Below are 23,913 nucleotides of genomic sequence, written 5' to 3' on the forward strand. Positions count from 1 at the left end.
CGGGGGCTGATCCTTTGGCCTGTGAGTCGGGTCGGATTGCGGTGTCGAGCTGAGTGATCGAGTCAGGAAAGCGGTGCTCTGCGGGCGCCGGTGGCCGCGTCGACGGAGCCGTGATCTCGGGGCGCGCGGAGAACTCGGTGGGCAAGCAGTGCGAACGATGCGGCCAGAGTGGTCCACAAGAGTGCGTGATCGGCGATGGTGTACATCCGGAAGTCCCCCAGTACATCGGCGGGAAAGCCCGGATAGGCGATGCCGGTCCCGTCCATGAGCGGCCCGGGGACCTCGTCGAAGCTCGGCAGGGCGAGAGCGGCGACCACGACGGTCGTCAGGTACAGGAGGACACCGACCAGCGACGAGGTCAGTCCACCCAGCCGCGGTCGCAGCCACACGACGACCACGGCCACCGCCGCGATGGCGGCGAGGACCGACACCACCGTGATGGTGAGGAACGCGCTGGTGCGCGACCCGATGGTCTCGCCGCTGCCGACCGCGGGCGGGTTGGCGGGAAAGACGAGGAAGGGAACCGCGAACACCGAGGTGAACCCGATCGCGCCGACCGCTGCCGCCACCCACCGCGGGTCGGTGCCGGGGTAACGCTTGCCGACGAAGCTCCAGAGAACGGTGAAGGCGACCGCGAACACCGCGCCCATGCACAGAGCGAAGGCGGCGGTGCCCACGGCGGCACCCAGATTGGCCTGCATCGCCCGGCTGAAGACCTCGCCGTGATCGTGCGAGTGCCCGCCGGCACCCTCGAGTGCCTCGTGCGCGGCCGAGCGGCCCTCCTCGTAGGAGATCGCCGCACTCACCCGTGGCTGAAGGAAGATCCGGGCGAAGACGTAGGTCACGATTCCCGAGATCAGGCCGGCGCCGAGACCCGCGCCGATGAACTTCTTCTCCATGGTCTGATGTCCGAGTGTCGTCAGTGGCACGGGAAGCCGAGGAAATGGCGGGCATCGTGCACGAACTCGTGCACGTGGGTGTCGGCACCGAAGACCGACACCGCGCCCTGGTCGTAACCGATGAAGTAGTACACGAGCAGGGCCAGCGCCATGGTCAAACTCAGTGTGAGTGCGACACTGGCGGTCTCGAGATGGGGTACCGCCCAGCTGGGCGCGGCAAAGCGGGTGGTGGTGGTTGCGGTGGTGGACATGACGTTGCTTCCTTACGATCGAGCGGGTTGGGCGATGGCAGTGGACTCAGGGCGCGGAGGCCGGGTCGATCGCGACCGGTTCGAGAATGGCTTTGTGGTGGTTGCGATTCGGCGGCGCGGCCAGAACCCGGGCGGTGCGTCCGGCAACGTCGCCCGGATGCACCGCGCCGACCTCGGAGAGGACCTGTTCGAGTGCGGTGACCCAGTGCCGGTAGTAGGACCAGGATTCATCGGACAGGTCCTCGACCGAGCTCTCCCACTCCTGGATCGACGCGATCAGCGCACCCTGGAACTGCGCCCACTCGTACTGCCCGCCCTGGTGGGCGGCCACGGCGAGGGCGAAAGCCCTGATCTCCCAAGGGCTGTCGAACGCGAGATCCTCGGGTCGGCCACCGGGCAGATCGCAGACGAGATCCTCGACGATCTGCCGCTCCCGGGTCGTCGCCGGTGCGGTGGCGCTCATGACGCCGACACCTCTTTGACCGGTCCGACACCGATCATCGAGTCCCGGGTCACCAGCTCGGCGAGTTGGTCTTCGGTCCAGCCGTCGGTGCCGGCGGGTCGCTGGGGCAGCACCCAGTACCGCATTTCCGAACTCGAGTCCCAGATGCGGATCTCGGTGGATTCGGGGACGTCGTACCCGAAGTCCTCGGCCAGGACCTTGCGCGGCTCGCGCACGATTCGCGACCGGTACTGCGGTTCCTTGTACCAGTTCGGCGGCAGGCCGAGGACCGGCCACGGATAGCAGGAGCACAGGGTGCACACAATCGCATGGTGCACGGAATCGGTGTCTTCGAGTACACGCATGTCCTCGCCCTGCAAGCCGCTGATACCCAACTCCTTACAGGCCTCGGTCGCGTCGTCGAGGAGGCGTGCGCGGTACTCCGGATCCGACCATGCCTTAGCCACCACCTTCGCGCCGAGCTGCGGGCCGACCTCGTTCTCGTAGATGTCGACGATTCGGTCGACCATCGACGTGGTCATCACGCCGTTCTCGATGAGCATCGACTCCAACGCCTTGACGCGTGCGGCGATCTCTTCCTGGCTGGGTACTCCGTTGCTCATTGTTGTGCTCCTTCTGTGGCGGATCTTTCTGTGGCGAATCCTTCTGGGGCGAATTCGATGTAGGGGTCCCACACGTCGAAGTAGACCGAGCTGTTCGGGTCGGCGTAACCGGCTCCCCACAGTTCCTCGGCGGCGAACTTCACCGTGTAGACGTGTTCGGGGTCCTCACCCAGCCCGTTGCCTGCGGTGTCCGGGTAGATGAAGGAACCGTGGTGCGCGACAATGGTTCCGGTCTTTCCGCGCACGTATCGTGCCCGTCGGGTGTGACCGAGCGGGCTGACGTCGGTCACCGTGACCACGTCACCCGCCCGGAACCGAGCAACCTTGTCGGTCTCGCGGATGGCGGTCGCGCCCGCAGGGACGACAGCATTGACGAACTCGATGAGCTCCTCGGACTGCTCGTGCTCGGGCAGCGGGGCATCCGGGTTCGCGAGGTAGTACTCGGTGCGACGATCGAGTTCGGCCGGATCGATCGCTCCGGCCGCGATGGCATGGTTCTCGATCGAATACAGCCAGTGCTCGTAGTACGGGGCCTTCAGATAGACCGCGGGGTCCATCTTCTCCATGCCGTGGCGAAACGAGTCGACCCCGAAGTACCCGGCGCGGAAGCACGCCGGGAACATGGTGAACATCGGCTTCTCCCATTCGGCGCGGAACACCGGCTCGTCGTCGACCACGACGACCGCACCGAGACCGTCGGTCCCGCCCAGATCGAAAACACCGTTCATGCGAACTCCTCCTTGGTTTCTGGCGATGGCGACGGGTTCGCACACCGCTCGAGCGTTGCGGTCGGCGTAGCGGCTTGCCTGCTCACGACGGGGCACTGACCGATGTCATCCGTGGGGTCGGGAATCCACCGACCAGCTGCTCGAATGCATGCCCCACGCGCAGCACGGTCGCATCGTCGAAGTGCTTGCCGATGATCGTCATCCCCACCGGCAGCCCGCCGACCTCGCCGGCCGGAATCGACAGTGCGGGATGACCGGTCACATCGAGAGGTGCGGTATTGGCCAGCATCCCCAGCGCTTTGGTGACGTAGGTGGCGCGATCGACGCCCGGTTCCGGGAGTTCGGTGGCGACATACGGCAGGGTCGGCATCACCAGGACGTCGTAGTCGCGCAGGGCCGCGTCGTAGGCCGCTCGGATCAGCGGCACGAGGTTGCGGGCCTTGCCGTAACTGGCGCCCCCGAGAGCCGTAACGCCGTGGTGTCCGCAGAGCGCGACGAGTTTGACCGTCTCGGACAGATCGTTCGCGTGCTCGATGCGGCGCTGGGCGAAGTAGGCCATCTGTTCGGGATCATAGAGACCACTCGCATTGAGGCCGTACCCGTTGCCGTCGAGCATCTGGTAGGCACCGCCGTCGGTGGCGATCACGTTCCAGACATGGAATGCGTCGCGATGCCACGCGACGCTCGTCTGCTCGACGACCGCACCGGCGTCGGCGAACCGTCTCGCCGCGTCCTGCACCACCGCGTCGACCTCGAGCTGAGAGGCATCGTGTCCGAAACCCTCGGTTACCACACCGATCCGCAACCCCTGGACCCCGTCGGCGAGACCCGACATATAGTCGCTCGGAGTGATCCCTTCGGGTTGGCGGGGGTCGAGTCCGTCAGCACCGGCGATCACCGACAGCATCAGAGCCGCGTCGGCGACCGTGCGGGTGATCGGCCCCACGTGGTCGATGGTGCGCTCGATCGGGAACGCGCCCGTGTAGGGCACCAGACCGAACGTGGGCTTGTGCCCCACGACCCCGCAGAACGAAGCCGGTATTCGGATCGATCCACCCTGGTCCCCTCCGATGGCGAGATCAACGTCGCCGTTGGCGACCAGGGCAGCGCTGCCGCCCGAGGATCCGCCCGCCTCACGTCCCGGATCCCACGGGTTGCGCACCGGTCCGGTGGCGGGCGTGAAGCTCGATCCGGAGAAGCAGAGGTCCTCGCAGACAGCCTTTCCGGCGATCTCGGCACCGGCCTCCAGCAGCCTCGAGACCACGGTGGCGTCTCGTGCAGGGATGAACCCCTCCAGTGAGCGCGAGCCGTTCATCATCGGCACCCCGCCCACCGCGACATTGTCCTTGATCGCCACCCGCCGACCTGCGAGCCGCGCGTCAGCCGGCTCGTCGGCGGTGATCGAGGTCCGTATGTACCACGCGCCCAACGGATTCGACTCCGCGCCGGAGGCCGCGACATATTCCCTCGTCGGCGCGACCGGTGCCGCCGATGCGGCATACAGATCGTCGACCACGTCGTAGGACCCCAGGGCGCCGTCGACCAGCTCAGCGAACTCGGCACGATCCGCAGCAGTCAGACTCAGGCCGAAATGCGTTGCTGCAGTACTTATCTCATCCACACCAGGACGACGAACCGACATGCTCTCTCTCCTTTTCGAGGCGGAACGCGAGACCAACTCCCCCGCCAGTGCGCCTTCTCGCTGATGAACGATCCCGAGTCTAGGAACCCGTGGATGAATGAGTCAATAGGTATCGACACATCGACTTATTAAGATCGTGTTTCGCCGATGTTCTCCACCTCCCGTGGGCCGCTGACCGACCCGATGCGACTGTGCGGCAGCACATTAAGACGCACCACCAGCCCTCACGAGCCCCTCGTCCGGAGGTCCGGTTCAGAAGCCACCGTGGCGCGCGTCACATGGTCAAAACGTAGTACCCCGGGACAGATATGTCAATGAGTGGCGACGCATTAACTCTTTGGACTAGCGCGGATGCAGGGTTCCGTGTCGCGACTCCGCCAGGAGAATGGGCCGGGAGGGCGAGTGCCCGGCAGTGGCGGCATCCGCAATGAGTTTGCGCCGCAGCCCGTCTCTGTCCATGTCGGGATCAGTCGACATCTCCTGCCCGTACGCCTTGATGGCTTCGTAGGTCGTCTCGGACAACGAGCTCATCGGTGGCATCAGGCCGTGCAGCTCGTGCTGGTAGCGACTCTCGAGATCGCGATGGGCGTCGAGAGCACCCTGGAAGTACGCGAATGCCGCCCAGACACCGTCGGCAGCCGTGTCACCGATCAGCTGCAACGTCGCCTCGTCGAGCACGAGCGCAAGCGTTCTGGTCCGGGCCCGCAGTCCTCGCTCGGCGCATTGCCGTTCGAAGACGACCTCGTCCCGCCCCACCAGCGACGACAGGATCAGCTCCGCGCCGGACGCCTCGATGGCGTCGATGGTCGCGGTGAAGTCCTGAGTCCCCAGGGGGAGGTAGGTGTCCCCTAGAACCGACCCGTGGTTCTCGGCAACCACGCGGCGGGCCGCCCAGTGCGCTCCATAGGACCACGAGTAGCGGTGACCGACGAAAAACCATCTACGGCTACCTGTTTCAGCCATCAGCGCAGGCATCGCGGCTCGCGCTTGCGCCAGCGGCCGCTCTCCCAGTCGCAGTGTCGTGGGGCTCGGCCTCCCACCTTCGTTCAGGACGGTGTGCACCAGCAACACATCTTTGCCCTGCAGGACAGAGGCAGCAGCATTGAAGGTCGCCGAGGTGACACATGCGAAGATCACCCGGCATCCGCTGCGCAGCAACCTGGTGGTGGCGGTTGCTCCCGCCATCGACTCTGAGGCATCGTCACCGACCAGCAACTCGACGGGAACACCGCCGACGCCACCCCCGGCATTGATCTCATCGACGGCCAACTGGGCCAACATCTCGGTGGCCTGGGCGAAGACCGCCGCGGACCCGGACTTGCTGACCAGCAATCCGATTCGGTGCCGGTCCGGCCGGAGCGGTTCGGGCGGACCGAACCCGCGCTTGTGGGCCAGCCAGGTCACGCCGTCCTGATCCAGACTGGACTCCACGACCACGCGCGAGCCACTGCCGTCGGCGAAGAATCGTACGGTGAGCCGACCGCGCCACGGCTGATGGTGCACGATCACCACGGCCTTGCCCCACCGAACCGACGCGAGATGTCCCAGCAGGGTGATGGGCATTCCCGCGACACCTTGGCCGCCGCCGACGGGGAGGGACACCGTCACCGCCGCACCCACTTCCAGCCTGGTGCATTCCAGATCGAGCAATCCGCCGGCGGCGAATCGGCCGAATGCGACGTCGGGCGGATCAGCGGTGGGAATCTGGGCAGTCACGGAAAGAGTCGGCACACAACACCCCCGGATAGCCGGAACAGCGCCAGGCTACGCTTGCCGCCGCGCCTTCGCCTCGTCCTCACGGATATCGGGGGCCGCGGCGTCGCCGGTGGCTTCCCCCGCACCGAGCGCCCGCTCCAGCACACCCTGCAGGAACTGCAGGGCGTCGTTGGCCGGGCCGGCCGGGTCGATGGAGAAGTAGCGGTTCCGCCCCGCACGCCGCTCGACGACGACCCCGGACATCTTCAGTGCCTTGAGATGAGTCGATACGGTGGTGCGACCGACCGAGGAGATCTGGTCACTGATGAACCCGGCACTGCATTCGCCGTGGGACGCGAGTGTGTCCAGGATCTGTCGGCGAACCTGGTCGGCCAGGGCAGCAAACACCAGCTCACGACTCTGCTGATCGTTTGTCGTGCTCATGGTCGTTCATCCGTCCGCCGAGGAACCAAATCCGTCAATAAGTATCAACATATCGTATCGACGGACTCTACGGCTAGTCACGGCAGCCGCGGTCTGGGCGCATCGTACCGTGGACGCGATGCGTATCGCGGTGGTGGAGGACGACGACGGGGTCGGTGATGCGCTCGTCGACGCCCTGACCGAGGTCGGTCACGAGCCCCGCCGGATGCGGCGCGGCGCCGATCTCCTACTCGGTCATCGAGATGTCGACCTCGCGCTGCTGGACCTGGGCCTGCCCGACGACGACGGTCTGACCGTGTTGCGCCGCTTGCGGACCGTCAGCGAGCTGCCGGTGGTGGTGCTCACCGCGCGGCACGACGAACGGTCCGTGGTGCGGGCACTTCGGGCGGGCGCCGACGACTATGTGGTCAAGCCGGCGCGGTTGGGTGAGTTGATGGCGCGCCTGGAGGTGGCCGCCCGCCGCCGCGTCGTCGATGCGCCTGCCGTCGCCGAGCGACGGATCACGACCGGCGACATCGTGGTCGACCTCGATGCGCGACTGGTCACCGTGGCCGGCGTCGACGTGGCCCTGACCCCGAAGGAGTTCGAACTCCTCGGGCACCTCGTCGCGCGGCGCGGCGAGGCGGTCAGCCGCGAACAGTTGATGGATGCGATCTGGGGCGACGCCCATGTCGCGATCTCCCGAAGCCTCGACGTCCACATGACCGCACTCCGGGCGAAGCTCGGCAGGCCGGGCGTGATCGAGACGATCCGCGGGTTCGGCTACCGGTGGGGTTCCTGAACGATGTGGCGGCGCGTGCTGCTCGTGCTCGTCGCCTACTCGGCGATCGTGGTCCTGGGCCTGGCGGTCCCCCTCGCGACGACCGTGAGTCGCGAACGGCTGCAACGGTTCACCGAGAGCCGGACCGCGTCTGCGATCTACTTCGCCGACCTCGCCGATCGGGAACCGGAGATGCGGGGCACCGAGTTGCAGCGGGCCGTCGAACGCTATCGCGATCTCTACGACGAAGGTGTCGTGGTGGTCGACCGAGCCGGCACGACCCGCGCCTCGGCCGGCCTCTCGGCCCGGTCACCGGAGGTCGCCGAGGCCGTGTCCGGGGCCTTGCGCAACCAGCGCACCCGGATCGCGTCGGGACTGACACCCTGGTCGCCTGAATCGGTACTGGTGGCCATGCCGATCGGCACGGGCACCCAGGTCGATGGTGCGGTCGTCATCCAGGCGTCGACGTCGGCGGCGACACGCGATGTCGCCAGGACGTGGGCCGTGATCGCCGGCGGTGCCGTCGCGATGCTCGTGATCGGTTCCCTCATCGCGGTTGCGTTGTCGCGGTGGACGGTTCGCCCACTCACCGCGTTGACGGCACGGGTGCGATCACTGCGTGCCTCGGTCATCGACGGCGGTCCGACACCGGTCGGTCCGGCAGCGGATGAAACGCCCCAGGGCGGACCGCCCGATCACCGGCACACCGGCCCGCCGGAGGTCCGCGAGCTGTCCCGGATCTTCGACGCGATGGCAGCCGACGTCGAGAACGCCACCGGCGCCCAGCGCCGCCTGGTGGCCGACACCGCGCACGCACTTCGTAATCCGCTCGCGGCCGTGCGGTTTCGTCTCGACACCCTCGGGCTCGGATTGACCGGCCGCTCGCTCGAATCACATGAGAAGACCATCGTGGAGATCGACCGGCTCGACCGCATCGTCGACGACCTGCTCGTCCTGGCCACCGCCGAGTCGCGGCCCGCCGGCTCCACCACGGGGGTCTGCGACGTCGCCGCCGTACTGGTCGAACGGCACGACTTCTGGGCGGATGCGCTCGCGGATGCCGGGCTGTCGGCGTCGATCGTCTCGCCACCCCGACCGCGGTCGGTGATCGCCGCGCTCGACGAGGACGACCTCATCCGGGCGATGGACGTCCTGATGAGCAACGCGGTCAGCCACGCCGGGAAGGGAGCCCACGTGGAGTTGGGTTGTCGGTCCGAGGGCGCGCGAACCCGGATCTGGGTCGCCGACACCGGCCGCGGCGTGACGGACGACGAGTTGCCGCGCGTCACGGAGCGGTTCTTCCGCGCGTCGACCGGCGGCGTACCGGGGTCCGGACTCGGGTTGTCCATCGCTGCGGCCCTCGTCGACGCGGCCGGGGGCGAGCTGAGGGTTGCTGCCGGACGTCCCACCGGACTGCGGGTGGACCTCTGGATCCCGGCAGCGGAGGTCGACGTGGAGGACCTCTCCTAAGGGAGTGTTAGGAAACGTCGATCGGCTTCCGTTTCGCCTGTGACTGCGTTCACAGTGTTAGGGGCACCGACGCCGGACCGGGTCGGGAGCACGTTCGACGATCTGGAGGACCCCGATGACCGACTCGCCCACCCGGCAGCCCGCGGACGCCCGGAGCGCACCGCCGACCTCGTCGGCCGCGGCGACGCGCCGTGCCGTGCTCAACACCCTGCGCGGGTCCTCCGGCAACCTCGTCGAGTGGTACGACGTCTACGTCTACACGGTGTTCGCGACGTACTTCGAGAGCCAGTTCTTCGACTCGGCCGACAAGAACTCGACCGTCTACGTGTACGCCATCTTCGCCGTCACCTTCCTGATGCGGCCGGTCGGCTCCTGGTTCTTCGGCCGGTACGCCGACCGTCGGGGCCGACGGGCCGCGCTGACCTTCAGCGTGTCGCTGATGGCGGCGTGCTCCCTGGTCATCGCGCTCACACCGGGTCGCGAATCGATCGGCGTGTGGGCGGCGGTCGTCCTGGTGCTCTGTCGTCTGGTGCAGGGATTCGCCACCGGAGGCGAGTACGGCGCGTCGGCCACCTACATGTCCGAGGCGGCCACCCGCGAGCGTCGCGGCTTCTTCTCGTCGTTCCAGTACGTCACGCTGATCGGCGGACACGTGCTGGCACAGCTCACCCTGCTGGTGATGCAGGTGTTCCTCGACAAGGAGCAGATCTCCGACTTCGGTTGGCGCATCGCGTTTCTCATCGGCGGTGTGGCCGCGGTGGTCGTCTTCTGGTTGCGCCGCAGCATGGACGAGTCGCTCACACCGGAGCAGTTGGAGGCCGTGCGCAGCGGGGCCGACTCCGAGTCCGGATCGATTCGCGAACTCGTCGTGAACTACTGGCGTCCCCTGCTGGTCTGCTTCCTGGTCACGATCGGCGGCACCATCGCCTTCTACACCTACAGCGTCAACGCACCGGCCATCGTCAAGACCGCCTACGAGGACCACGGCCGCACCGGGACGTGGATCAATCTCATCGGCCTGGTGTTCCTGATGGTGTTGCAGCCGATCGGCGGAATGATCAGCGACAAGGTCGGACGCAAGCCCGTCCTCATCTTCTTCGGCGTCGGCGGTGTCCTGTACACCTACGTCCTGATCACCTACCTGCCCCAGACGACCTCGGTGGCAACGTCGTTGACCCTGCTCGCCGTCGGCTACGTGATCCTCACCGGCTACACCTCGATCAATGCGATCGTGAAGGCGGAACTGTTCCCCTCGCACGTCCGTGCGCTGGGAGTGGGTCTGGGTTACGCGCTCGCGAACTCGGCGTTCGGCGGCACCGCACCGCTGATCTACCAGGCGGCGAAGAACGGCGGTCACGTCCCGTGGTTCATCGCCTACGTCACGATCGTGATCGCGGTGTCGCTGATGGTGTACATCTTCGTCCTGCGCAACAAGGCGGAGACGCCGCTCGATCGCGAGCAGGGGCGGGCCTTCCTCGACGCAGGGGTCGGCGCGCGACGGGCCTAAGGTGGCACCATGTCGTTCGCGCGCGGGTCGGTGGGCCGGCGGACCATGCTCCGCGGTGCCACCGGCCTGGGCGCGCTGCTCCTGGTGTCCGCGTGTGGGACCGAGCGCGGGGCGCCGGTCCGCCTGGCCGCCGGCGAGTCGGGCGGGTTCTTCTGGGAGTTCGCCGGACTGCTCGCCGCGGCGGCCGACCGGTCGGGCGCGCCGCCGATCCGCCCGCGTCGGTCCGGTGGCTCGGCCGAGAACCTCGACGCCCTGGCAGTGGGTTCCGCAGACCTGGCCATGAGCCTCAGTGACACGGCCATCGAACGTGCGAATCCACAACTGACCGCTCTCGGTTGCGTGTACGAGAACTACTTCCAGGTGGCCGTCCGCGCAGATTCCGGCATCGCGACGATCGCCGATCTGGGCGGACGGGTGGTGAGTGTCGGCGCGCCGGGTTCCGGTGCCGCGGGACTCTCCGAGCGGGTACTCGTCGCGGCCGGCCTCGACGCCGACCGCGACATCCGGCCGGTTCGCCAGACCATGCGGGACGCCGGCTCGGCGCTCGCCACGGGAGCGGTCGACGCCGTCATGTGGGCGGGTGGTCTGCCGACCCCGGCATTCACCGACCTGCGCGTGCCGATCGCCCTCCTCGATCTCGGTGGAGTCGTGGCGGCCTTACGACGGGAGCACGGGCCGGCGTACGAGCCCGTACGCATCCCGGCCGACATCTACGGCCGACACCCGGCGGTCACCACCGTCGGGGTCGCGAACCTGCTGCTCGCCCGTCGGGATGTGCCGGACGCGACCGCCGCGGCCGTCGTCGATCTGCTCCTCGACGACTCCGCACACCTCGTACCGTCGCAGGCGATCGGCAGTCAGTTCCTCGACGCGCAGTCATTGATCCTCACCGGCCCCATCCCCCTGCATCCGGGTGCCGCGCGTGAGTATCGCCGTCGGCACGGGTGAGCACACCTGCCGTTCACCGTTAGGGTGAGCACATGAAGCAGATGGCTTCCCGCCGCACCGAGTTCGTTACCGGATTGTTCGTGGTCACGCTGATCGCCGCCGGGTGCGGCACCTCAGATGCCGACGACTCACCCACCGGAGTCCCGACGACCGGGTCGTCGACGACGACCGCAGCGGCCGGCGACACGACGGCCCCCTCCCCTGTCGCGCAGAATGCCGCGTCCGGACCCACCGAGGTGACGGTGATGGGCGAGGACGACGTGGAGGTGACCCTCACCGGTCCGATCGCGGTGAAGTACGGGTCGGCGACGGGGGCACAGCGAGAAGCCCTGGGCAGGCCGCTGACCGGGGATCACAACGCGGGGACGCGCGAGAGCGGCGTTGTCTATCAACAGTTCCGCGGTGGTGTGATCATCGCGAAGAACAGTGACGCCGGAACGCCCGCCTACATCGTCACCTCCGGCAAGATCCGCGACGCGTGGAACACCGAGCGCGGGCCGGACGGGGTCCCGTTGCTCACCGGCACCAACGGTTCGGCCGGACCGCTGGGTGTTCCCACGAGCGACGTGACAGTCGAGGGGGACCTCGAGGTGGTGACCTTCGAACACGGCAGGATCACCGAGAACACATCGACGGGCGAGGTGACCGTGACGGTCAACGGCGAGACTGTTCCGGCGGGTCTGAAGTAGCAGATGGGACGCCGGATGGTCACGATCGCTGTCAGCATGGTGGTCGCGGTCGCCGGCGGTGGATGCTCGACGCAACCCGAGCCGTCGTCGTCGCCGACTTCGGGCAGCACACCATCTGCGGCAACCGCTCCCGCTGTCCCTGCGGGAACGGAATCGGTCGACGTCGTCCGCGTCGAGTATCTCGATGACGCCGATGCCGACCCCGCCGAGAACTGGGCGAATCTGTACCTGCCTACCGGTGAGCAAGCCGACGACTCGCTGCCGCTCGTGACGATCATCCACGGTGGCGGTTGGGAAAGCCGTGCGGGCGCCGAGCAATTCGACGAGATGGCGAGGGATCTCGCCGATCGCGGGCTGGCGGTTTACAACGTGGAGTACCGACGCCTGGGTACGGGCGGCGGGTGGCCCACCACCTTCCACGATGTGGCTCGCGCATTGGATCACGTGCCCGCATTGGCAGAGTCCTACCCGCAGTTGCGAATCGACGACGAGTTGGTGATCGGTCACAGCGCCGGTGCGCAATTGGCCGTGTGGGGCGGCACGCGCCATCGCCTCACCGACGATGAAGTCGGCTCGCGTCCGGCCTTCGTTCCATCGCGACTGGTGTCCATCTCGGGGCCCCTGGACATGCGCTATGCGGTCGGCCACGGCAACAACCGCGTCATCACTCACATACTCGGCGGCACACCTCAACAAGTCCCCGACCGCTACGACTCGGTGGATCCCATCCGCAATCTCGACCCCGCGCTACCGGTCACCATGTTTCACGGTCTGGCCGACACCGATGTCGATCCGAACAACTCGCGCCGCTATACGCGCGCCCTCGACGCCGCCGGCGGCTCAACCGAGCTGCAGCTGTTCGACGGCGAAACCCACACCTCACTCGTGCATCATCAGTCTCCCGCCTACAACCGCATCCTCGACCGGCTCGACGAGATCGCTCGGGCCGACATCGATGAGCTGCGCGACGAATAGCTACGCCGCGGCTCGGACGACCGGCCCCGATCGAGTTGCGTTGCGTTCCTTCCATTCCCACACGGCGTAGAGCACCTCGGTGGTGTACCCCAAGTCCATCCGCCCGCCACCGACCGGCACCGTCGCCGTTGCACTGATGCGGGAATCGGGCACCCAGCCCACCGGCTTCGAGGTCGGCGGGGCTGCCACGATCTCGACACCGTCCGGACCGCGAAAGGTGAACCGCTGCTCACCGTGCGCGGTGATGGAGAACTCACCTCGATGCAACGACCGATGACACGACCCACACAACAAGATCAGATTGTCCGGATCCGTCCGCCCACCCGCCGACCAGAACCGCACATGATGGGCATGCAGATGACGCGTACGCCCACACCCCGGCATCTGACAACACCGATCACGTAGGAACAACGCCCTGATCAACGCCTTGTTCGGCGCCCGCTTCCGACGACCCACACCCAACAACGCCAACTTCCCCGGCTGCCCGGGAACCCTGCTGCTCACCACATCCCGCGTCGACGCACCACACCGGGCTTCGGCCACCTCGACCTCCGACAACCCGGGACCGTCATCGAGATGAGCGGATTCCACCTCCGCACCGGCATGAACGAGGATCTCCGCACCCGGCGCAAGATCAGGCATCGCGATCCCGTCATGCACCATGCCGGCCATCGCCACCACCGCCGGCGCCACATTCGACGGCACCTGCCGCCACAGATCCCGACGCCGCGACGGAACCACCTCCGACTCCACCACCGAATCCTCGACAACCGAACCCGATTCAGTGTTCCGCGGAACACTCTGCACGGTCGGTAGATCCGGGTCATCGCAGGTGCGGGTGCGTTCATACTCCGCCCGCACCGTCCCAGCCAGGAACCGCGCCCCATCCAACGGACTCAACCGCAACGACACCGACAACGACCCGTCACTGTTCCACTTCCACCGACCCGTCGACTCCACCGGCGGCCGGCTTTCGTCTTCGACGCCACGGTCACGGTCGATCTGGCCCATCGCCCGTACCGCCCGATCCAACTGACTCGCCGTGCACGACAACGCCAGATTCACCAACTCCTGCTCACGTTCAGGCGTGGCCACCCGCGTCAACGCCCGAACCTTCGAATACGAGAGCCGACCCTCACCAAAAGCCCTGCGAATCAACGGCAATCCTCGGATCGCCTTCGCGACCCTCACCTGCTCATGCGCTGTTCGCGGTGCGATCCCGGCCTTCCACGACAACCAGTGCGCCAGCGAATGAATCCCCGGCCCCCGCCACGACCCCCGCTCAGCAAATTCCGCCACCAGTCCAAGGAAATCCGCAGTCAGCGCCGACATCTGCGCGGCATACCCCAACACCCGCCCCTCGAGCACCTCATCCGACAACGACACCGGATCCGCACCATCGAACATCGACGACACACCCGCACCCGCACCCGCACGAAAAGCACTGACCCCCACCGCAACCCCCTGATCCAAACGAACGGAACAGGACAAATGTATCGGCCGCCACCGACAATTTCGTCGGGCCTCACCCGAGGTCACGAGTGTTCCGCGGAACACTCCGTCTGTCGGGCGGTTCCGCCGGTCAGCTCGCCACTGCCCCCTGGCGAGCGACCTTCGGCTCGATGACCTCGGTCACGTAGGTCTTCCCCCACTCGTTCAGCGCCGACACGAACGGGCTCAACGCGTGGCCCTGCTCGGTGAGCGAATACTCGACCCTGGGCGGAACCTCGGGATAGGCAGTGCGTTGCACGATGCCGTCGCTCTCGAGTTCACGGAGTTGGCGGGTGAGGACGCGAGGCGTCACCGGGCCGACCGCGCGTCCGAGGGCGCCGTACCTCATCGGTCCCTCGAGGAGGTTCTTGACGATGGTCATCTTCCAGGAGCCGCCGAGCACGGCAACACTCACCTCGACCGGACACACCTCGTAGGCGCGTCGGACCGGGTCCCGCAGGGTGGACTCGTCCTCGCTCTCCATCGTCGACCTCCCGCCGGCTTTCATGTGGACATTGTCGTCCATATGGACGATATTGTGCATACTACCGTCGATGCACGTAGTGCGTTAGACAGAAGTCATGCACAGTTCCGTCGAGCAACTCGAGAACACCTCGGTAGACCGCGACTTCGCGCGTTTCACGTCACAGACGATCCGGGCGTTTCTGGGCACGATCGCAGTCCTGGCGACGCCGGTGACCGCAGCCCTGTTCGACGTCGGTTCCGTCCCGGGGTGGGTCGCGACGGGCTGCGCCGGAGCGGTCCTGACACTCACCCACCTCGGGCTGCAGTTCCAGGCCGCGATCTTCGTCCTGCGAGACAGTCGATGGCTTCCGGCAGTCCTGGCCGCGGCTCTGTGCGCCGCGACGCTGGCCGCGCTCTACCTGCTGGCCCTTGACCACGGCGAGGGGTGGTACCTCGTGCTGGTCAGTGCTGTGGCGGTGGCCGTGTACGTCTCCTCGGTCACGCAACCGGCACCTCGGTGAGGATGGCCCGACCATCCGTGTCGTCCGCGGCGCCGAACGCCATACCGGGAGACACACTCCGAAGGCCCCGGCGAAGCCAACTGCCGTAGCCGCACAGGCGAATCTCGATGCGCTGCCATCTCGCCGATGGTCGACGTCGAGCGGACAGGGAGGCAGCGCCACATGAAGGCAGACAGCTTCGAACCGGTGGTCGTCGACGACGACCGGGACGAGTCCCCGGCAGGTCGGGCATTGGCAGTGATCTCGACACAGCGCGATCAGCTCACCATCCTGACCGCTCACGGCAGCCTCGATCTGCTCACGGTTCCGCGGCTGGGTGCAGCTGTTCTGGAGGCGGTGAGCGAGCAACCCCGCGGGCTCATCATCGATCTCACCGCCACCGACTTCCTCGCGTCCTCCGGCATCGCTGCACTCCTCGCCGCCCACGCGGCCATCACCCCGGGCGGCCGGTTCGGCGTCGTAGCCGAGCATCCCGCGATCACGCGGCCCTTGCAGCTGTCCGGTCTCGATCGGACACTCTGCGTCTACCCCACTCTGACAGACGCTTTCGCGGCGATGACTCGATCCTGAGCAGGCGCGGGCGCGAGAAGCCGCACGCTCATTCCGCGCCGAGAAACTGCACGAGCACCGCGTTCACCGCCTGCGGCGCCTCGATCGGGATGAGGTGCGTACCGGGGATGACAGCCAACCGGGCGCCCGCGACGGCCGCGACGACGTCGCGGCTGTGCTCGAGGGTCACCTCGTCCTGGTCGCCCTGCATCACCAGCGTCGGCGCGGTGATCGCCGCCAGGTCACCGAGATCGATCTCGGGTTCGGTGTTGATCATGGCCATCGTCTTGGCGAAGATGACCGGGAAATGTTCTGCCCCGTCCGGGGATTCGGATGCGTACTCCGCGGCGAAGAATCCCATCAGCTCGTCGTCGGCGGTATCGAGCGCATCCAGGATGCCGCCGACCGCGCGCCCGGAACTGTTGTAGTACTGGCCGATGAGGACGAGATGACGGACCAGATCGGGCCGACGGAGCGCCACCATGACTCCCACCACCGCGCCGTCGCTCCACCCGACGATCTCGGCAGGTCCGCCGACGACCTCATCGAGATAAGCGATCGTCTCCTCGGCCATGTCCGCATAGTGGAACTCGTCCATCATGTCCGGGCTGTGGCCATGGCCGTGCCGCTCCGGGCAGAACACCTTCCAGCCCGCCTCGACGAGAGCGGGCACCTGGCCACCCCACGACGACGCGCCGGAGAACGCGCCGTGCAGCAGAACGACCGGTTGCCCATCACCCTGGATCTCATGCCACACACGAGTGTTCGGCCCGGGATGACTGATGGTCGTGTACTCGCGAATCGGAGACGTCACGGGACCAGGGTACGGGGACGTCGGCGCGCAATCCGCGGACTCGCGAAACGCCGCCGAACTGCCCGTCGAGGTCGAGGAAGCGGTGACGCCCTCAGCTTCCGATCAGAGCCGAATCCGAACTGCGCGAGAGCTGTTGCCGGTGCTCGTCGAGGACGCGGTAACCGTGGTAGTACGTCACGAGCATGAGAGCCCAGACCGCCATCGCGACGCTGTAGAACAGGGTGCGGTCGGCGTCGTCGCCGGGAATTCGGATGACGTCATATGACGCGGCGACGAACGCGCCGAGCACGGTCGCGACCGCCACCCAGGCGCCGGGGCGCCGTTCGCCGATACGGACGAGGCGCGCGGCGACGTAGAGCATGAACGCCGCGGTGGCGAGGTTCGCGACGGTGTAGAAGACCGTCCACCCCGTGCTGACCGGCCGGACGTCGAGGGCACGGTCGAGCCCCACAGCGATTCCCGCTCCGATCACGAGAGCCTCGACGATCCAGCTCGGGCGGTACCGGTGGGTGACCACGAGCATCCCGAGGATGAACATGACCGTCATGCCGAACGACCGGGAGAACGCGTCGAAGAACACCATCAGGTGGTAGCTGACGCTGTCGTGGGACACCCCGGTGGCCGCGAGGACCAAGATGTTGGTGCCGGACACCGCGATCACCAGCCATTCGACGCCCAGCAGCAGGTTGCGATGGCGCCGTAGCAGTCGGACACCGTAGACATAGCCCGCGCCCAACATCGCGAGATTGGCGATCAACACCAACGTCATGTGAATCAAGCTCATGGCAACTCATCTCGGGTTGGTCCGGCGTCATGTCGAAGTGCGTCGGCGATGGCGTCTGCGACACGGTCGACGGCCTGGCGCGACGCCTTGCTGATGCGTGTCAGGGAGATGTAACCGTGGACCAGGCCGCCTTCGCGCATCACGCGCGTCGGTACGCCTGCGTCGATCAGCCGACGGGCGTACGCGATCGCCTCGTCGCGCAGCGGGTCGAATCCGGCGACGGTGATCAGCGTCGCCGGCGCCCGGGACAGATCGTCGGCGTACAGCGGCGAGACTCGCGGGTCCGTCGCGGGATGGCCGTCGGGGACATAGAGTTCTGACAGCCAGTCGATCTGCTTGGCCGACAATGCGGGATTGTCGGCGAACTCGGTACGTGACGGATGAGCGCCGACGCCGTCGACCACCGGATACATCAGCACCTGCATGAGGGGCCGGAGCGGTTCGTCGGCGAGATCGTTGGCGAGCACCGCACACAGGTTGGCCCCGGCGCTGTCACCGAGCAGCACGATCCGTTCCGGATCGACTCCCCACTCGGAAGCCTGATCGACAGCGAAACGCCACGCGTGCAACGCATCATCGACCGGGATGGGAAACCGCGCTTCGGGCGCGCGCCGGTATTCGACCGACAGGACGGCCACGCCCGCGCGGTCGGCGATGAGGCGGACCGGTGCGTCGTACCCGGCTCGACTGCCGAGCACGAAACCTCCGCCGTGCAGGAACACGACGAGTCCATCGGACCGGCCGGGCGGGCGATACAGGCTGGCGCGTATCCCGTTCGGCAGAGCGAGATCGTCGACGTCCATCGCCGGGGCGTCGTCAGCGAAGACCCGGCAATCGTTGTCCATCGCGACCCGTGCCTGCGCTACGGTCCCGTCGCTGAAGTCCGGACCGGAGGACGAGACCTTCATCAAGACAGCGATTTCCGGCGCCATGACGTCACCGTCGGAGTTCATGACGGGCGGCACGACACGGCTCAGCACGGTGTCGGGCAGACGACCGACAGCGGTGAACGCCGCGCGTTGACATCGTTCGAGAACCGTCATCATCGTGCAGCTTCCACCGCGGCCGGCCTGCCCACTTCCCGTTCGAGACGCGAGGAGAAGGTGAGCGCATCGCTGATCACGGGTTGGCGGAACATCTTCCGGTCCTCGAGGAAGACGCTCTTCATCTGCCACGGCATCTCATCACCCTGTCGAGGCAGTGTGTGCTTGGCGCGAAGCATGTAACCGGCATCGAGGTCGATGACCGGACGGGTGCCGGTGCCGTCGGGGGCAACCGCCGTCGCGGTGTCGAATCCGTGGGTGTCCATGTGGCGGAGCAATTCGATGAAGCTCTTGCCGAGCAGCCCGATCTTCAGCGTCCACGACGATTTCGTGTAACCGACGGCCATGACCCAGTTCGGCACGCCGGACAGCATCATCCCCCGGTAGACCACCGACGACGGCAGGTCGACGGGACGACCGTCGACGCTGAGGTCGATACCGCCGAGGAGCCGCATGTTGAGTCCCGTCGCGGTCACGATCAGGTCGGCCTCCAGCTTCTCGCCGGATTCGAGTTCGATGCCGTCCGGGACGAACCGCCGGATGCGGTCGGTGACGACGGACGCATCGCCGGTGCGGATGGAGGTGAAGAAGTCACCGTCCGGCGCGAGGCACAGGCGCTGGTCCCACGGGTCGTAGGGCGGGTTGAAATGCTTGTCGACGTCGAATCCGGCGGGCAGCTCTTTGGTGTTGAGGTAGCGGATCATTCGCCGCGACGCCTTCGGGAACGTGGTGAGCGTCTTGACGACTGCCCAATCGGCCCACACGTTCTTCCATCGAGTCGCCAGGTATCCGCGACGCTCGCCGAGCAACTTGGTCAACGTGAGGCTCAGTCCGTCGATCCGCGGCATCGTCATGATGTACGACGGCGTCCGCTGGAGCATCGTGACGTGCGACGCCGCACCCGGTCCCTTCAGCATCGACGGGATCAGCGTGATCGCAGTGGCACCGCTGCCGATCACAACCACCTTCTTACCGGTGTGGTCGTAGTCCTCGGGCCAGTGCTGCGGGTGGATGATGTCACCCGCGAAGTCGTCCCGGCCCTCGAACTCGGGGGTGTAACCCTCGTCGTACCGGTAATAACCGGTGGCACCGAAAACCCAACCGGCCGTGATGATGTCGTGCCGGACGGCCCCGTCCGTGTCGGTGATGTCCACCGCCAGCGTCCACCGCGCGTCGCTCCCCGACCAGTCCGCGGACGTGACGTGGTGGCGATACCGGACGATCGCGTCGAGGCCGTATTCGTCGACGGTCTCGGCGAGGTAGTCCTTGATCAGCGGCGCGTCCGCGATGGCGGTCTCGTGCCGCCAGCTCTTGAACTCGTAGGCGAAGGTGTGCAGGTCGGAGTCCGACCGAATACCGGGGTAGCGGAACAGGTCCCATGTCCCGCCGATTGCGTCGCGACCCTCCAGGAGGGCCACCTTCTTCGTCGGGAACTCCTGCGTGATGTAGACGGCGGCACCGATCCCCGAGATCCCGCCGCCGATGATGACGACGTCGAAATTCTCCGGTGAGGTGGGTGAGTGTCCGGGCATGATCCTCTGCCTCCCTTGCGCGCCGGGGAGCCGACGACTTGGCTTGAACGACTGTGTGATGGGCATAGCCTGCCGACGCGGGTGTAACGCGCGCCACAGCAGATGTGAGCGTCTTCGACGATCGGAGTGTGCATTCCTCACACACTTCGCTCGCCCGTCGCCGCCGGCAGCGCACCGACCTGCGGGACCGGTGCACTCTGCACCGCGGCCACCCCGGAAACGCTGAAACATGCGGATGGGCAACGGGCCCGGAGATGTCGATAGTGAGACCTGCGCCACATTCGATCGGACAGACAGGAAGTGCCATGACCAGCCTCGACACCGACATCCAGCGAGTCCCGAGTACGACACCCGCCGCCGACATCCTCGCTATCGTCGCGCGAGACGGAGGCGTCGTCATCGAAGGACTGCTGTCCGCTGAACAGGTCTCGCGCTTCAACGCCGAGATCGACCCCTCGGTCGCGGCCCTGGCACCGGGCAGCACACACGAGAACGAGATCGTGCAGGAGTTCCACGGCGTCAACACCAAGCGGTTGACCAACCTGGTCAACCGCAGTGACGTGTTCCGGGACGAGATCATCGACCTCGACCTGGTCCACGAACTGTGCGACGCGCGGTTCCTGGAAGAGTCGGGAACCTACTGGATGACCACCGCCCAGGTCATCGAGATCGGGCCCGGCAACCGTGCCCAGATGCTGCACCGCGACCTGGAGAACTGGTACCCCTTCGTCGGGATGGGACCGGCCGGACCCGAGATCACGTTGAACTTCCTCATCGCGCTGACCGATTTCACCGAGGAGAACGGGGCCACGCGGGTCATTCCGGGCAGCCACCTCTGGAGCGACTTCGAGGATCGCGGATCCCCGGAGCAGACGATTCCGGCGACGATGAAGCCCGGTGACGCACTGTTCATCAGCGGGAAGACCGTGCACGGCGGTGGTGCCAACGTCACCGCCGATCAATATCGGCGTGCGGTGTCGTTCGCGTTCAACCCCGGCTACCTCGTGGGCGAGGAGGCCTACCCCTTCCTCGTGTCGCGGGACGTGGCCGCCGGCCTGCCCGAGCGCGTGCAGCGCATCCTCGGCTTCCGTTCGCAGTACCCCCTCGGCTCGCCGGGACTCTGGCAGGTCGACTACGCCGAACTCGCCGACTACCTGGGCCTGTAGTCGAAGTCTGCCGGAATCACTGATGCCCGAGGCTCTCGCGAGGAGACTGGCTGGCATGACGACGCCGAATCAGCCGTGGCCCGACCCTTCCGAGTCGGTGTCACGGTTGATCCGCGAGCTGGCCGAGACACTGCTCGCCCGGTTGGACGAGGTCATCGCCGACGCGACCGCCGCGTCCATCGCGGAGCCCCAGTACCGGACGATCGCCGACGACCCGACACTCGCCGACGCAGACGCACGCCTGGTCGTGTCGCTCGTCAAGCACTGGGTGACGTCCAACATCACCGAACCGGGCAAGCGGGTGCGGCCACTCGGCGGGGCCGAGATGCGCACGTTCGCACGCGATGTCGTGCTGCGCGGTCTCGTCGCCGACGATGTGGGCGCCTGGCGGTCGGTACAGCGCGTCTGCTGGAAATGGTGGCTGACAGCGTGTTTCGACGCCACCGACGATCCGGCGGAGCTCCGTGAACTGTGCGAGGTCTCGGGCAACACGCTGACCACGTTCACCGACGACGCGATGGCGGAGCTGAGCGAATATGTGCGGCGGATCTCCGACGAGCTCGCCGGCGGTTCTCAGTTGCAGCGATACGCCACGGTCGAGTTGCTGCTGCAGGGTGCGGACATCTCTACCGCGCATGCCGAGGAGCAGCTGGGATATGCGCTGACCGGATCACACCTCGGTGTGGTGGTCTGGGTCGATTCCGAGGACGACGTCGGCTCGCTCGACCGCGCTGCCGAACAGGTGATGCGGGCGTGTGGCGCCGATCGTCGTCTCACCGTGGTCGCCGGAACAGCGACGTTGTGGCTCTGGATTCCGACGGCCGCCACGCCGTCGCCCGACGCTGTCATCGATCGACTCCGCGGCCATCGGCACGTCCGCGTGGCTCTCGGACGTCCGGCGCGGAGCGCGGCCGGCTTCCGCCGGACGCATATGGATGCCGCTGCAGCGCAGCGTCTTCTGGTCCGTCTGGATTCACAGATGACGGTGGTGCGCTACGAAGACGTCCATCTCGTCGATCTCATCTCGGGAGACGTGGCCGCCGCTGACCGTTTCGTGGCAGATGTCCTCGGCGACTTCCTCGACGCGAGTCCCGTTCTCCATCGAACCGTGCTCGTCCATGTGGAAGAAGGCCTGAACCGGACCAGCACGGCCGAACGGCTGTACACCCACCGCAACACCATCGACCGGCGCCTGGCCCGGGTCGACGAGCTGCTCCCTACACCGTTCGCACAGAACCCGACCGAGGTGGTCGTCGCGCTCACCCTGTTGCGGGTCCGGCGGGGCGGTGAGTGACCGTCGCACTCGGCCCCGCCGGATCGCTCAGTACGCGACCACCGTGCGAATCCCTTTGCCGTGCTTCATCTCCTCGAATCCGTCGTTGATCTCGTCGAGCCCGATCACGCCGGTCACCAGCGAGTCGAGGTCGATGCGTCGGTGCAGATAGTGGTCGACGAGATTCGGGAAATCGATATCGGGCCGGCTCGAGCCGTAATTGGACCCGACGAGTGACAGCTCCTGATCAGACATCACGAACGGGTCGATCGACACCCGGACACCATCTGCCACCTGCCCGGCGACGATCGCCCGGCCGCCCCGCGCGAGCACGCCGTAGGCCGCCTCGATGGTCTGCGGCAGACCGATGGCCTCGACGGCGACCTCGACGCCCCGGCCGTCGGTGATCTGCGCGATCCGCTCCCCGAGATCCTCGGTGGTCGTGTTGATCACCTCGTGGGCGCCGAACGCTCTGGCCTGTTCCAGCTTCTGATCACTGATGTCGGCGGCGATGATGCGTCGGGCGCCGACGAGCCGGGCTCCCTGGACCGCGTTGAGGCCCACCCCGCCACACCCGATGACCAGTACCGTATCGGTCGGGCGGACGGCAGCGGTGTTCACGACAGCGCCGATCCCGGTGGTCACCGCGCAACCGACGAGCGCCGACTGCTCGAACGGCGCGGCCCGGTCGACGGCGACGGCCGCGGATCGGGGCAGCACGGCGTACTCCCCGAACGTCCCGAGACCGGCGAAACTGTAGACCGGTTCTCCGTCCGCGGATGTGACCCTGGTACCGCCGTCGAAGGAAACATGGTTGGCCGAGTGCTCGGCAGCTCTGTCGCACAACACCGGTCGACCGCTGACGCAATACCGGCATCGCCCGCACGAGGGAGTCCACGTCAACACCACGTGGTCGCCCACATCGAGATCGGTGACGCCATCGCCGACCGCTTCGACGACGCCGGCACCTTCGTGTCCGAGGATCGTGGGTGTCGGGATGCCGTGCCACTCGCCGACGATCACGTGCAGGTCGCTGTGGCACAACCCGCTCGCCTTCAACCGCACCAGCACCTCCCCGGGCGGCGGGGTGGCGGGGATCGACACCGTCTCGACGGTGAGCGGTGTGCTCGGCGCGCGGAAGACGGCGGCCTGGAACTCGATGGTGGTCATGGTTGTGCTTCCCTGTCTGGGTTCAGATGTCC

General features: G+C 66.8%; 25 protein-coding genes. 10 read left to right on the forward strand and 15 right to left on the reverse strand.

The features are described 5' to 3' along the window. Positions 1-62: 62 nt before the first annotated feature. From ABIC25_RS05655 to ABIC25_RS05690, 8 genes are all read right to left on the reverse strand, one after another. Positions 63-899 (reverse strand): CbtA family protein, encoded by an 837-nt coding sequence (locus ABIC25_RS05655; RefSeq protein ID WP_354560818.1) that lies wholly within the window; start codon positions 897-899, stop codon positions 63-65. 20 nt (positions 900-919) lie between these two features. After that, on the reverse strand, positions 920-1,150 hold the full coding sequence (locus ABIC25_RS05660; RefSeq protein ID WP_354560364.1) for a CbtB domain-containing protein: 231 nt from the start codon (positions 1,148-1,150) through the stop codon (positions 920-922). Between the two features lie 46 nt (positions 1,151-1,196). Further along, positions 1,197-1,613, reverse strand: coding sequence for a nitrile hydratase accessory protein (locus ABIC25_RS05665; RefSeq protein ID WP_354560366.1), 417 nt, complete (start codon positions 1,611-1,613; stop codon positions 1,197-1,199). Further along, positions 1,610-2,215, reverse strand: coding sequence for a nitrile hydratase subunit alpha (gene nthA, locus ABIC25_RS05670; protein WP_086535295.1), 606 nt, complete (start codon positions 2,213-2,215; stop codon positions 1,610-1,612). The genes ABIC25_RS05665 and nthA overlap by 4 nt, the downstream gene beginning before the upstream one ends. Beyond that, positions 2,212-2,943, reverse strand: a complete 732-nt coding sequence (gene nthB / locus ABIC25_RS05675; protein WP_239402823.1) for a nitrile hydratase subunit beta — start codon at positions 2,941-2,943, stop codon at positions 2,212-2,214. Before nthB ends, nthA begins: the two co-directional genes overlap by 4 nt. Positions 2,944-3,025: 82 nt before the next feature. Beyond that, positions 3,026-4,585 (reverse strand): amidase, encoded by a 1,560-nt coding sequence (locus ABIC25_RS05680; protein ID WP_354560368.1) that lies wholly within the window; start codon positions 4,583-4,585, stop codon positions 3,026-3,028. Positions 4,586-4,927: 342 nt separating this feature from the next. Further along, positions 4,928-6,301, reverse strand: coding sequence for an ABC transporter substrate-binding protein (locus tag ABIC25_RS05685; RefSeq protein ID WP_354560370.1), 1,374 nt, complete (start codon positions 6,299-6,301; stop codon positions 4,928-4,930). 48 nt (positions 6,302-6,349) lie between these two features. Beyond that, positions 6,350-6,724, reverse strand: a complete 375-nt coding sequence (locus ABIC25_RS05690) for an ArsR/SmtB family transcription factor (RefSeq protein WP_239402820.1) — start codon at positions 6,722-6,724, stop codon at positions 6,350-6,352. Positions 6,725-6,842: 118 nt separating this feature from the next. Between ABIC25_RS05690 and ABIC25_RS05695 the strand changes: the two genes are divergently transcribed. The 6 genes from ABIC25_RS05695 (at position 6,843) to ABIC25_RS05720 (ending at position 13,073) form a co-directional block, all read left to right on the forward strand. Continuing rightward, entirely contained in the window at positions 6,843-7,505 is a 663-nt protein-coding gene (locus ABIC25_RS05695; RefSeq protein ID WP_239402819.1) for a response regulator transcription factor, read from the forward strand. Positions 7,506-7,508: 3 nt separating this feature from the next. Beyond that, entirely contained in the window at positions 7,509-8,954 is a 1,446-nt protein-coding gene (locus tag ABIC25_RS05700) for a sensor histidine kinase (RefSeq protein WP_354560373.1), read from the forward strand. Positions 8,955-9,069: 115 nt separating this feature from the next. Next, the gene (locus ABIC25_RS05705; RefSeq protein WP_004020228.1) at positions 9,070-10,461 is read left to right on the forward strand and encodes an MFS transporter; all 1,392 of its coding nucleotides are present in this window, start codon (positions 9,070-9,072) and stop codon (positions 10,459-10,461) included. A gap of 9 nt (positions 10,462-10,470) precedes the next feature. Continuing rightward, on the forward strand, positions 10,471-11,409 hold the full coding sequence (locus ABIC25_RS05710) for a TAXI family TRAP transporter solute-binding subunit (RefSeq protein ID WP_354560374.1): 939 nt from the start codon (positions 10,471-10,473) through the stop codon (positions 11,407-11,409). A gap of 32 nt (positions 11,410-11,441) precedes the next feature. Further along, positions 11,442-12,098 carry an LGFP repeat-containing protein gene (locus ABIC25_RS05715; protein ID WP_354560375.1) on the forward strand — a complete coding sequence of 219 codons (657 nt, stop codon included), beginning with the start codon at positions 11,442-11,444 and terminating at the stop codon, positions 12,096-12,098. A 15-nt stretch (positions 12,099-12,113) separates the two neighbouring features. After that, positions 12,114-13,073, forward strand: coding sequence for an alpha/beta hydrolase (locus ABIC25_RS05720; RefSeq protein WP_354560377.1), 960 nt, complete (start codon positions 12,114-12,116; stop codon positions 13,071-13,073). On the opposite strand, the gene ABIC25_RS05725 is transcribed toward ABIC25_RS05720, so the two are convergent. Together ABIC25_RS05725 and ABIC25_RS05730 are read right to left on the reverse strand one after the other, a co-directional pair. Further along, entirely contained in the window at positions 13,074-14,480 is a 1,407-nt protein-coding gene (locus tag ABIC25_RS05725; protein WP_354560378.1) for an HNH endonuclease signature motif containing protein, read from the reverse strand. It lies immediately after the preceding gene. Between the two features lie 175 nt (positions 14,481-14,655). Beyond that, a complete protein-coding gene (locus tag ABIC25_RS05730; RefSeq protein ID WP_354560820.1) occupies positions 14,656-15,048 on the reverse strand; it encodes a winged helix-turn-helix transcriptional regulator in 393 nt (130 codons plus the stop codon). A 97-nt stretch (positions 15,049-15,145) separates the two neighbouring features. On the opposite strand from ABIC25_RS05730, the gene ABIC25_RS05735 reads away from it, so the two are divergent. Further along, entirely contained in the window at positions 15,146-15,550 is a 405-nt protein-coding gene (locus tag ABIC25_RS05735; RefSeq protein WP_354560379.1) for a hypothetical protein, read from the forward strand. Positions 15,551-15,712: 162 nt separating this feature from the next. Then, complete coding sequence (locus ABIC25_RS05740) at positions 15,713-16,120, forward strand: STAS domain-containing protein (RefSeq protein ID WP_239402812.1); 408 nt, start codon at positions 15,713-15,715, stop codon at positions 16,118-16,120. Between the two features lie 28 nt (positions 16,121-16,148). On the opposite strand, the gene ABIC25_RS05745 is transcribed toward ABIC25_RS05740, so the two are convergent. From ABIC25_RS05745 to ABIC25_RS05760, 4 genes are all read right to left on the reverse strand, one after another. Beyond that, positions 16,149-16,913: an alpha/beta fold hydrolase gene (locus ABIC25_RS05745; protein ID WP_354560381.1), complete on the reverse strand. Its 765-nt coding sequence runs from the start codon at positions 16,911-16,913 to the stop codon at positions 16,149-16,151. A gap of 91 nt (positions 16,914-17,004) precedes the next feature. Further along, complete coding sequence (locus tag ABIC25_RS05750; RefSeq protein ID WP_354560383.1) at positions 17,005-17,697, reverse strand: hypothetical protein; 693 nt, start codon at positions 17,695-17,697, stop codon at positions 17,005-17,007. Next, a complete protein-coding gene (locus ABIC25_RS05755; RefSeq protein ID WP_239402809.1) occupies positions 17,694-18,743 on the reverse strand; it encodes an alpha/beta hydrolase in 1,050 nt (349 codons plus the stop codon). The genes ABIC25_RS05750 and ABIC25_RS05755 overlap by 4 nt, the downstream gene beginning before the upstream one ends. Then, positions 18,740-20,272 carry a flavin-containing monooxygenase gene (locus tag ABIC25_RS05760; RefSeq protein WP_354560385.1) on the reverse strand — a complete coding sequence of 511 codons (1,533 nt, stop codon included), beginning with the start codon at positions 20,270-20,272 and terminating at the stop codon, positions 18,740-18,742. Before ABIC25_RS05760 ends, ABIC25_RS05755 begins: the two co-directional genes overlap by 4 nt. A gap of 305 nt (positions 20,273-20,577) precedes the next feature. Between ABIC25_RS05760 and ABIC25_RS05765 the strand changes: the two genes are divergently transcribed. Together ABIC25_RS05765 and ABIC25_RS05770 are read left to right on the forward strand one after the other, a co-directional pair. Next, on the forward strand, positions 20,578-21,438 hold the full coding sequence (locus ABIC25_RS05765) for a phytanoyl-CoA dioxygenase family protein (protein ID WP_354560387.1): 861 nt from the start codon (positions 20,578-20,580) through the stop codon (positions 21,436-21,438). A gap of 55 nt (positions 21,439-21,493) precedes the next feature. Next, positions 21,494-22,732 carry a PucR family transcriptional regulator gene (locus tag ABIC25_RS05770; protein WP_101820268.1) on the forward strand — a complete coding sequence of 413 codons (1,239 nt, stop codon included), beginning with the start codon at positions 21,494-21,496 and terminating at the stop codon, positions 22,730-22,732. Positions 22,733-22,759: 27 nt separating this feature from the next. On the opposite strand, the gene ABIC25_RS05775 is transcribed toward ABIC25_RS05770, so the two are convergent. Then, complete coding sequence (locus ABIC25_RS05775; RefSeq protein ID WP_354560389.1) at positions 22,760-23,881, reverse strand: Zn-dependent alcohol dehydrogenase; 1,122 nt, start codon at positions 23,879-23,881, stop codon at positions 22,760-22,762. Positions 23,882-23,913 lie beyond the last annotated feature (32 nt).

Source organism: Gordonia sp. PvP123 (assembly GCF_040547295.1).
GTDB classification, from domain to species: domain Bacteria; phylum Actinomycetota; class Actinomycetes; order Mycobacteriales; family Mycobacteriaceae; genus Gordonia; species Gordonia terrae.

Bases quoted from the DNA above. Each gene is read 5' to 3' on its own strand.
- ABIC25_RS05655 (WP_354560818.1), bottom strand. From the start codon at position 899: ATGGAGAAGAAGTTCATCGGCGCGGGTCTCGGCGCCGGCCTGATCTCG.
- ABIC25_RS05660 (WP_354560364.1), bottom strand. From the start codon at position 1,150: ATGTCCACCACCGCAACCACCACCACCCGCTTTGCCGCGCCCAGCTGG.
- ABIC25_RS05665 (WP_354560366.1), bottom strand. From the start codon at position 1,613: ATGAGCGCCACCGCACCGGCGACGACCCGGGAGCGGCAGATCGTCGAG.
- nthA (WP_086535295.1), bottom strand. From the start codon at position 2,215: ATGAGCAACGGAGTACCCAGCCAGGAAGAGATCGCCGCACGCGTCAAG.
- nthB (WP_239402823.1), bottom strand. From the start codon at position 2,943: ATGAACGGTGTTTTCGATCTGGGCGGGACCGACGGTCTCGGTGCGGTC.
- ABIC25_RS05680 (WP_354560368.1), bottom strand. From the start codon at position 4,585: ATGTCGGTTCGTCGTCCTGGTGTGGATGAGATAAGTACTGCAGCAACG.
- ABIC25_RS05690 (WP_239402820.1), bottom strand. From the start codon at position 6,724: ATGAGCACGACAAACGATCAGCAGAGTCGTGAGCTGGTGTTTGCTGCC.
- ABIC25_RS05695 (WP_239402819.1), top strand. From the start codon at position 6,843: ATGCGTATCGCGGTGGTGGAGGACGACGACGGGGTCGGTGATGCGCTC.
- ABIC25_RS05700 (WP_354560373.1), top strand. From the start codon at position 7,509: ATGTGGCGGCGCGTGCTGCTCGTGCTCGTCGCCTACTCGGCGATCGTG.
- ABIC25_RS05705 (WP_004020228.1), top strand. From the start codon at position 9,070: ATGACCGACTCGCCCACCCGGCAGCCCGCGGACGCCCGGAGCGCACCG.
- ABIC25_RS05710 (WP_354560374.1), top strand. From the start codon at position 10,471: ATGTCGTTCGCGCGCGGGTCGGTGGGCCGGCGGACCATGCTCCGCGGT.
- ABIC25_RS05715 (WP_354560375.1), top strand. From the start codon at position 11,442: ATGAAGCAGATGGCTTCCCGCCGCACCGAGTTCGTTACCGGATTGTTC.
- ABIC25_RS05720 (WP_354560377.1), top strand. From the start codon at position 12,114: ATGGTCACGATCGCTGTCAGCATGGTGGTCGCGGTCGCCGGCGGTGGA.
- ABIC25_RS05725 (WP_354560378.1), bottom strand. From the start codon at position 14,480: ATGTTCGATGGTGCGGATCCGGTGTCGTTGTCGGATGAGGTGCTCGAG.
- ABIC25_RS05730 (WP_354560820.1), bottom strand. From the start codon at position 15,048: ATGGAGAGCGAGGACGAGTCCACCCTGCGGGACCCGGTCCGACGCGCC.
- ABIC25_RS05735 (WP_354560379.1), top strand. From the start codon at position 15,146: ATGCACAGTTCCGTCGAGCAACTCGAGAACACCTCGGTAGACCGCGAC.
- ABIC25_RS05740 (WP_239402812.1), top strand. From the start codon at position 15,713: ATGAAGGCAGACAGCTTCGAACCGGTGGTCGTCGACGACGACCGGGAC.
- ABIC25_RS05750 (WP_354560383.1), bottom strand. From the start codon at position 17,697: ATGAGCTTGATTCACATGACGTTGGTGTTGATCGCCAATCTCGCGATG.
- ABIC25_RS05755 (WP_239402809.1), bottom strand. From the start codon at position 18,743: ATGATGACGGTTCTCGAACGATGTCAACGCGCGGCGTTCACCGCTGTC.
- ABIC25_RS05760 (WP_354560385.1), bottom strand. From the start codon at position 20,272: ATGCCCGGACACTCACCCACCTCACCGGAGAATTTCGACGTCGTCATC.
- ABIC25_RS05765 (WP_354560387.1), top strand. From the start codon at position 20,578: ATGACCAGCCTCGACACCGACATCCAGCGAGTCCCGAGTACGACACCC.
- ABIC25_RS05770 (WP_101820268.1), top strand. From the start codon at position 21,494: ATGACGACGCCGAATCAGCCGTGGCCCGACCCTTCCGAGTCGGTGTCA.
- ABIC25_RS05775 (WP_354560389.1), bottom strand. From the start codon at position 23,881: ATGACCACCATCGAGTTCCAGGCCGCCGTCTTCCGCGCGCCGAGCACA.